Below are 13,626 nucleotides of genomic sequence, written 5' to 3' on the forward strand. Positions count from 1 at the left end.
GCGGACACTCCTTACTTAGAAAGCGCGCGGACAAGGGCACGCGCGTCAGGGTGAGAAGCCGGGGCTGCATCGCTGACCGGCTGGGAATCGCGCTCTTCGATCGGGGGCGCGAACTCCCCAATACGCAACGCCTCTTCAATCGAGCGAAGCGACGCTTGCGTAGTCGGATAGGCAGGGTTCACGACCGGACCCAACTCGACTACATCCATGGCAGTGATCTCGCGAACGGGAAGCCCGGTTTCCGGATCGTCGTCGTCAGCGCGTCGCTGTCCGCCGTCGAGCACTCGGAACGTGAAAGACGACCCCTGAAGGTCGCCCCGCTTCAGAAGCTCCGCAACGTCACGGCCAACTGTCGTATCCGGCAAGTCGATTTCGTACCAACCGCCTTCGCGGTCTTCACCAACCCGCAACGTGCCAGACGACGTGCGCCCCAGAAGTGCGCGCGTGTCATGGTTGAAGGTTGCGTACACGTCGTTCTGTCGTAGCGACGGAGCACCGGCCCCGGGAACAATGCGTTCCCGGAAGCCGCCCAGGTCATGACTCAGCTCATTGAACCGGTACGCATACCCGCGCATAGAAATACGCCCGTCGGTGGACGCGCGCTCTTCCAGTGCTCCGCGCGCGAACCGAAGCTCACGCGTCGTCGTCATCTTCAGTTGCCCCTTCGTCTTCCGGCTCTTCGTCCGGCTTCTCTTCGGGCGGCTCGATGGCCGGGGGAGTAGGCGCCGGTTCCTGCTCTTCACCGACTTCACCCAGGTTCATAGGCACCCGGTACGTCTCGCCCAACCCGTCCGGCAACGGGGGCATGTCCTCAGCGGCTCGCACTTCGTCAATGCTGTAAATGCCGTTCTGAAGACCGATGCTCCAAAGCTCCATTCGTTCCTTCGGAGCGCCACGCTTGATTTCGTCAAGGTTGAACTTCACGAAGCGGAACCGGTCGGCAGTCTCAGCAAAGAGAAGCCGATTGAAGCCGGATTCGATCCGCTCTAGCCACGGGCGAAGACTGAACATGGTGAACGCGATGTTCTGTTCAGCAAGACCGGAGCCCCACGAAGTGGAATTCGTCGCGTCGCTGATCAGGTGCGGAGGGACGCCGAAAATGCGCGCAATCTCCGGAACCTGAAACTGACGTGTCTGGAGGAACTGAGCCTCATCGGGGCTCATAGCCACCTTTGAAAACTTCGCGCCCTCAGTCAGAAGTGCAACACGATGCGCGTTGTCGACTCCGGCGTTAGCGGCACGCCACGCTTCCCGCGCACGCGCCAAACCCTCTTCGCTCATGGTGCCGGGAACTTCCACCACAGCCCCGGGCATGGCGCCGTTGGCGAAGAACTTCGAACCGTACTTCTGAGCGGCAAGCGCAAGCCCGATGGACTCACGCGCGTACGTGATCGGGGAACATCCGACGAACTCACCCGGCAGCATCATTCCGGGAATATGAAGCACGTCGCGCGGCGTGAACCAACCCAACAGGACTTCATTGCCGTCGGCGTCAATGTCGTACGCCTCAAAAACCTTCCGGCGAAGTCCGTCCACCATGACCATGTGAACGTGAATCTTCGTCGGGTCGAGCACGTCAAGCCCAACGATGTTCGGACCGGCCCAGCGGACGGCAAGGAACGCGTTCCCCTGAAGGAGAAGCGAAAGCACCGTCTGACTCAGAATGTCAATCCGGCCCATGCCGCCCGGTTCGGCGTTCGGGTAGTCCAGCCACTCAGGGGACGCCATCTCTCGACGCGCCCCACCGCGCTTGCTGTACGTCGTCAGCGGCAGCGTGGCAATCGTCTCTGACAGAAGACGCACACAGCCGAAGACGGCAGACACCTGAAGCGCTTCCCGGGGCGTCACTGCCTCGCCGGAAGCCGCCGCAGAACCCAGGGCGTACACACTCGGGTCGTACGGCTCCCATGCGCGCTGTAGCGCCGGAGACTCGCCACGCCCGAAGAGTGCAGACCAAAAACCCACCGTGCCCCCTTCGGGTAGTGCGACTACTCACGTGAGTAGTCAGATATCGGAGAAGAACTCTTCAGACCCCGGAAGCCCCGACGTGAACACCTGTCCGTCGTCGCCTTCCCAGGTGGCCACAATCGCCGTATCGACGTGAGCCCCGTTGTCTTCGCGCCACATCACGGCGCCCCAGACGGCAAGGATCATCGCTACGGCTAGGTCGATTTTTCGGCGGCTCGACGCATGCTCTTTCGTGATGCGTGCGCCGTTCTTGTCTTCCTTCAGGACGGCGTTACCGACGTGACGCGCAAGTGCCGGATTTCCGTCGTGCGACATGCGCCCATCACGGGCAGCGTCGTACACGGCTTGCGTGGCAGGCACCATGCGCTTAAGGGAGTTGGTAGGGAACGCTTCAACCGGGAAGCCGTCGGCTTCGAGATTGTCTAGCGTCTCTTCCCAGCGGTACGGGTCAGCGACAAGGTTCCGCACCCGGTACACGTCGAGCGCTTCGTGAAGGGCATCCCGGACGTCTGCCATAGGCACGCGCCAATGAACGTCATCGGCCGGAGCTTCCCAGTGGCCGACCACGAACACGCGAAGGTCTCGGATGCGGCAGGCGACAAGCGCTGTGCTGTCACCCTTCCAAGAACCATCGAAGCCAAGAACGACTTCGTCACCAGGCTCTAGCGGGTCGCCGTCGGGCTTCGCCAATGAGTCCCACAGTCCATGCGGAAGCCACGTTGAGGCGCCCCGAACGAACTGGGAAAGCCGGTAGATCCTGAAGCTAGCTTCAGTGCTCCGCTGTGCGGCGGCTTTGAAGTCGTCAGGGTTGAGAATGTCGTACGACGGATTACAAGCCCGCCAGACTTCCGGGTCGAGATGGTCAACGGTCTCGCCCAACTTCGGCCCCCAGGACCGATAGAAAAGCGTCGGGTCGTCAGCTTCGCCGGAGTTGACCCGCTCGCCCTGCTCACAGAGTTGCGCAAAGGGTCCGTCCGGGTCCGGCCCAGCCGTCGAGATGATCAGGAACATGGGCTGATTACGGGCGGCACTGCCCAGCGTCAGCGCGTCGAATAGGTCACTGTGCTTACTGAACGCGTACTCATCAAGCGACACAGCGGCAGGGTTCAAGCCCTGTTGCCGCCCAGCGTCGGCGGACACAACCCGATAGGTGTTGTCCTTGTACCGGATCACGTCGCGCTGAACGTCGCAGACGGCGGCAAGCTTCGGGGAAGCGTTCACCATTTGCTTCGCCGAGTCGAACACCATTCGTGCCTGGTTCCGGTCATTGGCGGCAGCGATGATCTGACGCTGAGAATCGCCACGGTCGGCAATCAGGTGATACAGCATGATCGCTGCGGCAATCGTGCTCTTCCCGTTCTTGCGCGCGACGCACACGACGACCGTGCGGTGTTTCCGGCGCCAACGGCCGAACGTGTCTTGCGTCAGTTCGTACGCGTCAATGAGAAGTTCGCGCTGCCACGGGAGCAGGCGGAACGGCTGACCGGCGAACGAACCAGTCAGGTAACAAAATTCTTCGATCCACTTCGCGACCCGGTAACCCTCACTGGGAAACGGCGCGTCAGCGGGTATGTGGCGAGAGATGACCGGGTCAATGTTCGCCACGGACACCCCCAGAAAGTTCAGGAAAAGTGCCTACTCACGTGAGTAGGCATGCTAGGCTTCGTTCTGTAAGAACGAAGCAAGCGAAACGGAGCCCCGAAGATGATCACGAAGACCGAAGCCGGGAAGCGCGTAGTCACTCCCTGGGGCGCCGGTACCGTCGAGCACCACACCGACGGGTACGCCGGTGAACTCGATTACTTCCTGGTCACGCTCGACAAGCCCGCCGACTACGGCGTGACCCAGGTGCACATCAAGCCCGCTGACGTCGTCTGGGAGAAGCCCGCCCAGGTGTCTACCGGCGAAGGGCCGGAGCCCCGTTCGATCCGCTTCGAGTCTGAGACGTGTGGACGCTGCGGCGGCAAGGGCCGGAAGAATGACGGCGGCTGGGGCGCCAACCACAAAGGCATTTGCTACCGCTGTAACGGCGCGTGCGTAGTCGACACGGCCAACGGATACCGGGCCCGACAGGCGTACAACAAGATGCGGGATGAGCGTCTGGGTACGACCTGGGGTGAGCTTGCCGACGGCGAAGTGTTCAAGTTCGAAGGCAAGTTCTACGAGAAGGGCGCGCACCCGTGGCTGGTGCTGCCCGAAAGCACTCCGGTTCACCGGCACAACGGCGCAGCGACCCGGGCAATGTGGCGCGAGATCGCGAAGCGCTACAAGGGCGCAACGCTCGAATACTGAGGCAGCAGGAAGAACGCCCCTGGGGAAACCTGGGGGCGTTCTTCGTGCCCTAGAAGTCTTCCGGCCCAGCGGCCACCTTCCGTGCCTCAGCGGCCACGAGACCCAGCCTCAGACGTGCTTCCGGTGTGAAGCCGATCGCTGTCTCAATGCTCCGTAGTTCCTTCTCCGTCGACTCGACGAAGCGGAGCATGGGGTGCGCGACCGGTTGGCCGTTGTACCCCTCCGACATGTAGCCGTCGGCTTCGACCAGCGCCAACAGGTCCGCACGCCGGTCGTGAAGCTCGCAGTACCGGAGAATCACGTTCCGGTCAGTGTCGGGGGAGTACGCACCCATACCGGCAGACCACACGTTCCGCCACACGTCCTTGCCGGTGGCCTTCAGGTGCGTCGGCACCCTGGGCGCGCGTCCCTCGTACACAACGGGGGCAGGTTCAGCGACGGCGGCAGTGTTGGCGTTTCCGGTACGCATGTCCGGCGCCTTTGCTCGACTCACTTAGCACCCCCTTAACGGGTCGTTAACTGACCCATTCTCAGCGTGCCGAAGTGGCGATAGGCCAGTGTTTACAAGGGTTCAGGGCGCTGGGGGGCCGGGGTCCGGCCTTACACCTAGCGTGCGTTTTCCGAGCTGGGGCCGGGATCGCTGTAAGAAATGGCGGCGAACTTTCGACCCGCATTCCCCCTAGAAGGGGCGCTTGCCGAAGTCCATTGCCGTCTTCGCTTTATGGCATGACTTGCATAGGCATTGCACGTTGTCTTCAACGTCTTCGCCGCCCAATGCAAGAGGCTTGATGTGGTCAATGTCCAACTGACTAGGCAGCGCGAAGCGAAGGCACATCACACACGCAGCACCACCAGCCTTACGCACAGCCCGCCGAAGCTTTGCCGCAGCGTTGTTGCCACGAGCAATGGCAGCACGCCGCTTAGCGTGACTCTTGATGCTGCGCTGTGCGTTGTAGTGGGAATGGTGCAGTGCACATCGTCCGGCGTGCGTCGCCCAGTCCCTACATTCAAGGCACCGTGTACGCACACCGACACCCCCTAGTAGAATCCCCCCTATGCGTGAATGCACAGGATGCAGGAAAGAAAAGCGAGACGACGCGTTCAGCGTCACCAGGACACCCAGCGGAGGGCAGCGCAGAGAGACCGTATGCAAGAAATGCAAGGCCGAATACCAACGTGATCGGCAACGCGCACAGAACGAATCCGGCGAGCGCACATACGCGGACAGGATGATCGCCCACCGTGCGCGCCAAATGCGCCTGAGTGAAGACGAGTACATTGCCGCCCAGCATGCGCCATGCGAAGTCTGTGACCGTGAAGCCGAGGAAGGCGCCCTGAACTACCCGTACCGGAATCGCCGGACAGGATCGTTTCAAGGCACCGTGTGCCCGAATTGCAGTCGAGCGATCGGCTACCTGGGACACGACCCGAACCGGGCGCATGCCCTTGTGGCGTTCCTGATCAGTAAGCCGAAGGTCTGACTACTCACGTGAGTAGTCAGGAAGTGTTTAGGGTTACTCGCCGTCCGCTCACTCAGTGACTAGCTGAGCAGTGGGGACCGGTTTCACCCTGGGCGCATATCGTCGAGCCAGTCACGGCTCTATTGTGTGCGCCCTTGTGCCGCCCGATGGACTCGAACCACCGACCCCCGGGATTTCACTCCGGTGCTCTATGCCAACTGAGCTAGAGCGGCAACGCCGGTCACTCAACCCTGGGAGAGATGCAGGGGAGTCGACCGGCTGAAGGATGAGCACTCAGGCGCCGTGCGGATCGCTACTTGATGCGCGGTGCAGATTCACCCCTCTACCTATATGAAGGGAGTCGGTGACTTACCGGGCAGCGACTACAGCGCCGGAAGCCGGTCGGTGACGTTGTGATGCAGTGGCGCCGACTCCGGATTGCCTATAGAGAAGTCTTATGTGAATCCTAGAAATGGATCACTGCATCACTGCATCACTCGCCCCAGGTCAACCGCCTGCCGCTGAGTGGTGCCGTGACGAAGGAGCTACTAGTTAGGCTAACTAAAGATTCGAGCCTAAAAGAGAAGGGCCGAACCGGTATCGGCTCGACCCTTCCCGCTGTCCCCAGGAAGCCCCTGGGCGCCCGCCTGAGCGCCTTTCGCGGCCTGGCGGCTACTGGGACCCGTTGGCGTGCTCTTCGTCCCGCGCAATGGCTTCCAGCTCTTCGGCGCCCTGGGCGAAGAACTCATTGGCCATGTGCCACTTCACGCGGTCTTCGTTGAGCTTGAACGTGCGCCCACGCTTCGCGCGCTTGATCCGGACCGTAACGCCCGCTTCACGCAACATGTCGCGCCGTTCCTTGTCGTCGGCGTCCCGCCACGCGTCCGCAATGGTCATGCCGAGTTGCACAATTTCCACACGGGCCGGTCGGGCTTCCCGTGACTCAAGCTCAGCAAGGCGCGCGTCGAGTGCGTCGGCACGGCGTTTCCACGCTGCCTGAGCGGCCTTACTCTTCTGTTGCCCCTGCTCCCTCATGTGGGCTTCGTACTCCGCCGTTGTGGCGTCAATCTCCGGCTGAGGGTCGTACCCAGGGATGCGCCGTGTTTCGGTGAGTCGCATTCCGCCGACGGACCGAAGGAACCGTTCCCGAACGTAGTCTTCGGCCCATTCGAGCTTCACGCTTGCTGGCTCAGGGCACTTCTCGCCCCGCCCCCACGCTCCGCACTTGTAGACGGCGGAAATGCCCTTACTGTTCGCTGAGGGATTCCCGACGAACATGTGTTGTCCGCACCCGTCACACAAGATCACGCGCAACAGAAGCGCCGTACTATCGCGGCGTTCCCACTTCGTACCGTCTTCGTTGGCTTCGATGATGAGCGCGCCCACAGCGTCGAATTCCTCGCGCGTAAGGATCGGCTCACGAGTGGCCATTACGGGTGCACCTTCGTCGTCGCGCACGGGTCCCGACCGCGTCATTTTCCAGCCCAACAGGCTTTCCGACGTGAGAAGTTTTTTCAGGGCGCCGTGCCGCCACTTGAAGCTTTCCTTTTTGATTCTCTCGCCGACGCTGTTACCGACCCCGCCGCCCTTCTTCCTACCTTGAACCAGGCTCCAATGGTCGCGCGGTGAGGGAATTCCGGCTTCGTTCAGTTCGTGGCAGATTGCGGAAAGCGTCTTGCCGTTCTTCAGTTCCTTGATGGCGCGTTCAATGACGACAACGGCTTTTTCGTCCTGAACAAGCGTCATGCCGCCGCTTTCGAGTGGGGCTGGCATGTAGCCGTAAGGGGGCTTCGAACCGCGCCACCGAAGCGGCATGGTCCGCATTGCTGCCTGAGCGCCCAGCACCCGCTCACGAATGGACTGAGCTTCGAACTGAGCGGCGAAGGCAAACAAGGTGACCATGAGCTGTGCCATAGGGTCCAACGGGTTGCGGAAGTCGAGTACAAGCCTTCCGCCGGGTCCCTCAGCAATGACGATCATCTTCCGGTGATCGCGCGCCCATTTGCTCAGTTCGTGCATGTCGTCCATGGACCGAACGGCACGGTCAAACCGCCAGAACACAAGCGCGTCGAAGTCGTCGGGGCGCTTCAGCCATGCGCCCAGTTCCGGACGCTCGAAGGGTGTCGTCTTGGACGCGCTAACGCCCAGGTCGACCGCTTCACGGTCGCTGAAGTCGATACCGAGTGCTGCGCCCGCGTCATGGTTGGCGGTGCGCTGCCGCTCAGGGCTTGTCGTCTCGTCCGTCAGCACGGACAGGCGGAGTACGGATAGGCCACGCAGGGGGGTCGTCATGCCGGACACGAAGGGAGTCGGTGACGTGGCGCTGACCTGGGCATTTACCGTCAAGGGATGGCCTCTCCTGAAGTGTCAGTTGAGCGCCTTCGGTTTCGCCAGCGTGCGGCAGTTCAACGACACGATCCGCGCCGTGTACGCGTCGACACCGAGCGAGCTGCGCGCCGCCGCGCGCAGGAGCGGCCGGGGCCGCCGTGCGGCCGCCCCGGACGCCGGCATCCCGCTGCGGCTCGCCCACCGCGGCCCCTACCAGGCCCGCCCCGTCTTCGACCTGCTGGAACGCGAGGCCGTGCCCGGCATCGAGGACGTCAGCGGCCCGCCCGGCGCACGCACCTACCGGCGCACGCTCCGCCTCCCGTACGGCACCGGCATCGTCGCCGTCGACGAGCGCCCCGGCACCGCGCGGACCGGACTCGGAGCCCACCCGGGCGGCTGGCTCGACGCCCGGCTGCACCTCACCGACCCCCGCGACCTCACCACCGCCGTCCAGCGGCTGCGGCGGCTGTTCGACCTCGACGCCGACCCCTACGCCGTCGACGAGCGCCTCGCCGCCGACCCCGGACTCGCGCCCCTGGTCGCCGCCCGTCCCGGCCTGCGCTCGCCCGGCACCGCCGACCCGGAGGAACTCGCGGTCCGCGCGCTGACCGGCCGGGCGGAGGCGGAGCGGCTCGTACGGCGCTACGGCAAGGCCCTCGACGCCCCCTGCGGCAGCCTCACCCACCTCTTCCCCGAGCCCGCCGTCCTCGCCGGGGCCGAACCCGGCGGCACCCTCGGCGCGCTCGCCGCCGCCCTGGCCGACCACGCCGTACGCCTGGACCCGGGCGCCGACCGGGACGACGCGCAGGACGCCCTGCGCGCCGTGCCCGGCCTGGACGCCCGCACGATCGCCGAGGTCCGCACCCGCGCCCTCGGCGACCCGGACGTGGCTCCCCCCGGAGCCGAAGTCCCCGACAGCTGGCGCCCCTGGCGCTCCTACGCACTGAACCACCTGCGTGCCGCAGGGAAGTGGGAGTTGTGATGACCCCGACGTACTGGACGAACGTGGCCTCCCCGCTCGGGCCGCTCCTCCTCACCGCAGCCCCGGACGGCGAGCTGACCTCACTGTCCGTGCCCGGGCAGAAGGGCGGGCGGGTGGTGTCGGACGAGTGGCGGCGGGACCACGGGCCCTTCCGTGAGGCCGAGGAACAGCTCACCGCCTACTTCGCCGGGGAACTGAAGGAGTTCCGGCTCGCCTGGCGCGCCGACGGCACCGCCTTCCGGGAGAAGGTCTGGGCCGCACTGGACGACATCCCTTACGGCTCGACCGTGACCTACGGGGAGATCGCGGCCCGGATCGGAGCCCCCAGGGCGGCGGTGCGGGCCGTCGGCGGGGCGATCGGCGCCAATCCGTTGCTGGTCGTCCGGCCGTGCCATCGGGTGATCGGCGCGGACGGCACGCTGACGGGTTACGCGGGCGGGCTGGACCGTAAGGTGCGGCTGCTGACGCACGAGGGTGTGCTGTAAGGCCGTGTGGCGTCACCCCGAGAACACGGCGCCGACCCACGCCGCCGCGATCAGCTGGCAGGTGAACAGTTCGGCCAGCACGCTGGAGCCGCCCGAGCGCATCGCGGTGCGCAGGGCGGTGACCGCCTCGGCACGGCCGCCGAGGCGGAGGCGCTCGGAGAGGTAGATGCCCGCCAGAAAGCCCGGGATCGCGCCGAGCACGGGAAGCAGGACGAAGCCGAGGGTGGATCCGGCTCCGGCGTAGGCCAGCATCCGCCGGTTGGCGCGGCTCGCCCGCAACCGCCGGGGCGGAAGAGCCCAGCGGACGCCCTGGGAGACGAACATCAGGCCGGTGGCCCCCACCAGGACCCACCACGCGACGGGCTGGGGATCCTTCAGCGCCCACCACATGACCGCGGCCCACACCAGCAGCGACCCGGGCACCGCGGGCAGCAGCACTCCGCACAGTCCGAGCAGGATGACCAGCCCGACCAGCAGGAGGTCCCACACTCCCATCTGACCAGACTGCCGGAAACGGGGAGAAGGCGCAGGTCAGGGGCCTGGCAGCGGTCAGGATCCGCAGGTCAGCCGGTCGCGGCCGCCGGGACGCCCTGTATCGGATGACCGTTCTACGGCTCACTCGACGCGTCGATCATGCTGCCGAGACAGGCCGGTTTTTTCCACAAGCCCCGTTTTCATCCCGCTCGTGCGGTGGACAATCAGGAACATGAGCCAGCAGGGGGGAAGGCCCACCGGTCAGGAGGACGACTGGTGGAGGCAGTTGTACGACGACTCCACCGGCGACACGGGGCCCGCCCCGGCACCCGACTCCCTGGACGACCGCTTCGCGTCGGCGGCGGGGGCGGTGGGGGAGCGGGCGGATCCCGGGTCGGGCGGGGCGACGGGGGACGAGCGATCTGTCTCCGGCCCGGCGAGGCCGGGCCGGGCGGATGAGGGACCTGTCTCCGGCGCGGGATCGCCGGGCGCACGCTCCGGCTCCCACGACGGGGAGTCAGCGGTGCCGGGGACTCGGGCAGCGGACGTCGACGCGGAGCCGGTGGTTCCGGTGCCGCGGACCCGGAACGCCGACGCACTGGACACCCCCCGCCCCACCGACCCGGCACCGCAGCGCGCACCCTGGGAGCCACCGCCCGCGCGCCCCACGGGGCCGGTCACCTTCCCGACCGCCGCGACACCGACAGGGCACGCCGACCTGTCGCCCGCGCCCACGCGTCCCACCGACCTGTCGCCCCCGCCCCCACGCCCCACCGGTCCACCGCAGGCGCCTCCACGCCAAACCGGCCCACCGCCGGCGCCTCCACGCCAAACCGATCCACCGCCGGCGCCTCCACGCCAAACCGATCCACCGCCGGCGCCCCCACACCAAACCGGCCCACCGCCGGCGCCTCCACGCCCCACCGTCCCCCCACCCGATCAAGCCGAGCCCTGGATCGAGCCCCTCGCGTCTGCCACCCGGCAGCGCGGCCACGTGGGCTCCCGGCCGCCCACCTACGACGCGGAACCCACCGCGCTGCCGGCCGCCGACCCGGATGATCTCGGCGATCTCGTCGCGGACACCGTGCTCGACGGCGCACGGTACGGGTCCTGCACCCTGCGGGCCGTGTCCCTGAGGGGGGACTCCGCGCGGTACCGGGGGGAGCCTCGGCGGGACTCGTTGCTGACCGCCCGGTTCGGGGTGGGGGAGCAGGCGTTGCTGCTGGTGGCGATGGCGACCGGGGCCCGGGCAGCGCCGGGGGCGCATCGGGCCGCCGCCGAGGCCTGTATCTGGATCGGGCGGGCCGTCGGGCGCAGTCACCTGCGGCTCGTGGAGGACATAAGGGCCGGCCGGCGCGGTGATCTCAAGTCGGGTCTGCACCGCCTCACCGACCGCACTCTCGGCAAGCTCCGCGCCGGCGCCGCCGAACGGGGCGTCGACCCGGAGGAATACGCGGCGAGCCTGCGCTGCCTGTTGCTGTCCGCCGATCCGGAGTGCCGTACGCGGGTCTTCTTCGGCGTCGGGCCCGGGGGTTTGTTCCGGCTGCGGGACGGCGAGTGGCAGGACATCGAACCGCAGGTCGTCGAGGTCAGGGGCGAACCCGTCCTGGGGTTCGGGTCGCCGCCCGCCGAGACGCCCGAGGGTGACCGGCTCACCATGGACCTGGGCATCCCGACCCTGCCCAGCCCCTACGAACCCGCCCCGGAACCGCCCCGCGAACCCTTCCGCTTCCGGACCTCCGTCGCCCGCCCGGGTGACACCCTGCTCATGTGCAGCGGAGGTTTCGCCGACCCGCTGCGCGGCGAGCCGGAGCTGGGCGAGTACCTGGCCGACCGCTGGTCCCGCACCGAGCCGCCCGGACTCGCCGCGTTCCTCGCCGACTCCCAGGTACGGGTCAAGGGCTACGCGGACGACCGTACGGTCGCGGCCGTCTGGGAGGCGTGACAGGGGCCGGTCAGCGGTAGGGAGCCCACTGGTGTGCCGAGGTGTCGTACGTGTAGCGGGGCAGCCCCGTGATGCCGCTGGTGCGGAACGGGCGGCCGTCGTCGTCGACGCGGACCGTGCCCCTGCTGCCCTGGGATGACCAGTCCAGCTCCAGGTACCAACGGCAGTCGCACGTCGCGGTCCGGGCGGTGACCAGCAGCACCTCGGGGTCCCGCGCGGAGACGCGGTACGGCATGCGCACGGCCGGGATCGGCGTGCCGGCGTCGTTCCCGGGGACCGCGTGTGCGATGGGGCGGTCCTTGTCCAGGTTCACGTCGAAGTACCGCGGGGTGAGTGAACCGCCGCAGCCGTTGTCCATGGCGTAGGCGTTGCCCTGGGCCGCCGCGGTACGCCCCACCACGCGCACGCGCAGCGCCTCCAGCACGACGGCCGTGTCCGTCCGCCCCTGCACGGACAACTGCACGATCGTCTCCCCGCCGTGCACCGCGTCCTGCGTCGCCGCCCACGCTCCGGCGTCCTGGGGTGCCGGGGGTGGCGGCACCTGCCGCGGCGGCTTGGAGATGACGTAGTCATGACCGCAACCGAACTTCCATGCCTGGGAGTTGACGGACCAGGTGAGAGGTGTGGCCGGTGTCCTCCCAGCGGGCGGCGGGGTGGTTGCCGGAGTCGAGGGGGCGGGGGAGCTCTTCTTGTCCGGGGTGGCGGACGGGCTGGGCCGTTCCGGGGTGGGGGAGTTGCTCAGGGCCGTCGGCGTGGGGGCGTCGCGCTCCTGTGCCTCGGCTTCTGTCGTACCGGGTGCGGCGGGCCCGGCCGCAGGAGCACGACCGGCGGACGAACGCCGCCCGTCCGGCAGCGCGGACAGGCTCCCGAGTGTCGCGAGCACGGCACAGGCAGCGGCCAGACCGATGGCGACGCGCCTGCGCCGGTACCAGGGGCGGCGGGGGAGTGGGGTTTCGCCGGCCGCCGGGTGGCGTGCTGACGCGGGGTCGGGCGCCGGATCCGGGTCTGGTGCCGACTCCGGGTGGGGCGCCGACTTCGTGTGGGGTGAAGGGTGGGGCGCCGACTCCGGGTGGGGCGCCGACTCCGTGTGGGGTGATTCCGGGCGGGGCTCCGACTCCGCGTGGGGTGACTCCGGGCGGTGCGCAGACTCCGGGCGGGGTAACTCCGGGCGGTGCGCAGACTCCGGGCGGGGCTCCGACTCCGCGAGCGGTGGCTCCGGGCGGGGCTCCGACTCCGCGTGCGGTGACTCCGGGCGGGGCTCCGACTCCGGGTGGTGTGTCGCGTCGCCCTCTGCCGTGCTCGCTGCGCTCGCCCCAGCCGCCGCCCGGGGCCGCTGCCGCGCCGCCACCGCGAGGAGCCAGCGGCGGTGGAGTTCCAGGCGTTCCTCCGGCGACGCCCCGCACAGCGCCGCGAAGCGCTCCACGGGGGCGAAGTCGAGGGGGACCGCCTCGCCCGCGCAGTAGCGGTGCAGCGTCGAGGTGTTCATGGCCAGGCGGCGGGCCAGTGAACCGTAGCTGCGATCCGTGCGGTCCTTCAACGCTCTCAGCAGCGCCGCGAACTCCGCGACGTCGTCGACCTCGTCGACGCCGTTCTGTACCGACACCGTTCCCCCGCCCCCGTTCCCCGTCCCGACTCGTCCGGGACCTGCCCGGGACCGCATCCCAGGCACCCCATGTACCTGCACGTCAGACG

12 protein-coding genes, 1 tRNA gene and 1 pseudogene are annotated in these 13,626 nt (G+C 67.2%); 5 read left to right on the forward strand and 9 right to left on the reverse strand.

The window, feature by feature from the left end; translation table 11 throughout:
* Positions 1–11 precede the first annotated feature (11 nt).
* The 3 genes from IE97_RS40445 to IE97_RS0118115 form a co-directional block, all read right to left on the reverse strand.
* On the reverse strand, positions 12–650 hold the full coding sequence (locus IE97_RS40445) for an HK97 family phage prohead protease (protein ID WP_030240808.1): 639 nt from the start codon (positions 648–650) through the stop codon (positions 12–14).
* On the reverse strand, positions 634–1,887 hold the full coding sequence (locus IE97_RS0118110) for a phage portal protein (RefSeq protein WP_199809824.1): 1,254 nt from the start codon (positions 1,885–1,887) through the stop codon (positions 634–636). Before IE97_RS0118110 ends, IE97_RS40445 begins: the two co-directional genes overlap by 17 nt.
* Positions 1,888–2,004: 117 nt before the next feature.
* Positions 2,005–3,573: a terminase large subunit domain-containing protein gene (locus IE97_RS0118115; RefSeq protein ID WP_199809825.1), complete on the reverse strand. Its 1,569-nt coding sequence runs from the start codon at positions 3,571–3,573 to the stop codon at positions 2,005–2,007.
* 99 nt (positions 3,574–3,672) lie between these two features.
* Here IE97_RS0118115 and IE97_RS0118120 point away from each other — a divergent pair, with 99 nt between their 5' ends.
* On the forward strand, positions 3,673–4,260 hold the full coding sequence (locus tag IE97_RS0118120; RefSeq protein ID WP_030240818.1) for a hypothetical protein: 588 nt from the start codon (positions 3,673–3,675) through the stop codon (positions 4,258–4,260).
* 49 nt (positions 4,261–4,309) lie between these two features.
* On the opposite strand, the gene IE97_RS0118125 is transcribed toward IE97_RS0118120, so the two are convergent.
* Entirely contained in the window at positions 4,310–4,678 is a 369-nt protein-coding gene (locus IE97_RS0118125; protein ID WP_420706105.1) for a phage terminase small subunit P27 family, read from the reverse strand.
* Between the two features lie 261 nt (positions 4,679–4,939).
* Positions 4,940–5,095, reverse strand: a complete 156-nt coding sequence (locus IE97_RS43800) for an HNH endonuclease (RefSeq protein ID WP_420706102.1) — start codon at positions 5,093–5,095, stop codon at positions 4,940–4,942.
* A 220-nt stretch (positions 5,096–5,315) separates the two neighbouring features.
* On the opposite strand from IE97_RS43800, the gene IE97_RS42150 reads away from it, so the two are divergent.
* Positions 5,316–5,741, forward strand: a complete 426-nt coding sequence (locus tag IE97_RS42150) for a hypothetical protein (protein WP_158708311.1) — start codon at positions 5,316–5,318, stop codon at positions 5,739–5,741.
* A 137-nt stretch (positions 5,742–5,878) separates the two neighbouring features.
* On the opposite strand, the gene IE97_RS0118135 is transcribed toward IE97_RS42150, so the two are convergent.
* Both IE97_RS0118135 and IE97_RS0118140 read right to left on the reverse strand, forming a co-directional pair.
* Positions 5,879–5,953: transfer RNA gene (locus tag IE97_RS0118135), tRNA-Phe, on the reverse strand.
* 439 nt (positions 5,954–6,392) lie between these two features.
* Entirely contained in the window at positions 6,393–8,012 is a 1,620-nt protein-coding gene (locus tag IE97_RS0118140; protein WP_037835118.1) for a recombinase family protein, read from the reverse strand.
* Between the two features lie 85 nt (positions 8,013–8,097).
* Between IE97_RS0118140 and IE97_RS0118145 the strand changes: the two are divergent.
* Together IE97_RS0118145 and IE97_RS0118150 are read left to right on the forward strand one after the other, a co-directional pair.
* Positions 8,098–9,030 (forward strand): annotated as a pseudogene (locus IE97_RS0118145) (AlkA N-terminal domain-containing protein); the annotation flags it as partial.
* The gene (locus IE97_RS0118150) at positions 9,030–9,515 is read left to right on the forward strand and encodes a methylated-DNA--[protein]-cysteine S-methyltransferase (RefSeq protein ID WP_030240830.1); all 486 of its coding nucleotides are present in this window, start codon (positions 9,030–9,032) and stop codon (positions 9,513–9,515) included. The pseudogene IE97_RS0118145 and the gene IE97_RS0118150, both read left to right, overlap by 1 nt.
* Before the next feature lie 12 nt (positions 9,516–9,527).
* On the opposite strand, the gene IE97_RS0118155 is transcribed toward IE97_RS0118150, so the two are convergent.
* Positions 9,528–10,010 (reverse strand): DUF456 domain-containing protein, encoded by a 483-nt coding sequence (locus IE97_RS0118155; protein ID WP_030240832.1) that lies wholly within the window; start codon positions 10,008–10,010, stop codon positions 9,528–9,530.
* Between the two features lie 211 nt (positions 10,011–10,221).
* Here IE97_RS0118155 and IE97_RS40455 point away from each other — a divergent pair, with 211 nt between their 5' ends.
* A complete protein-coding gene (locus IE97_RS40455; protein ID WP_078603288.1) occupies positions 10,222–11,934 on the forward strand; it encodes a protein phosphatase 2C domain-containing protein in 1,713 nt (570 codons plus the stop codon).
* A gap of 10 nt (positions 11,935–11,944) precedes the next feature.
* On the opposite strand, the gene IE97_RS0118165 is transcribed toward IE97_RS40455, so the two are convergent.
* Complete coding sequence (locus IE97_RS0118165) at positions 11,945–13,594, reverse strand: helix-turn-helix domain-containing protein (RefSeq protein ID WP_106975375.1); 1,650 nt, start codon at positions 13,592–13,594, stop codon at positions 11,945–11,947.
* Positions 13,595–13,626 lie beyond the last annotated feature (32 nt).

It is taken from the genome of Streptomyces sp. NRRL S-455 (genome assembly GCF_000717875.1).
Taxonomy (GTDB): Bacteria; Actinomycetota; Actinomycetes; order Streptomycetales; family Streptomycetaceae; genus Streptomyces.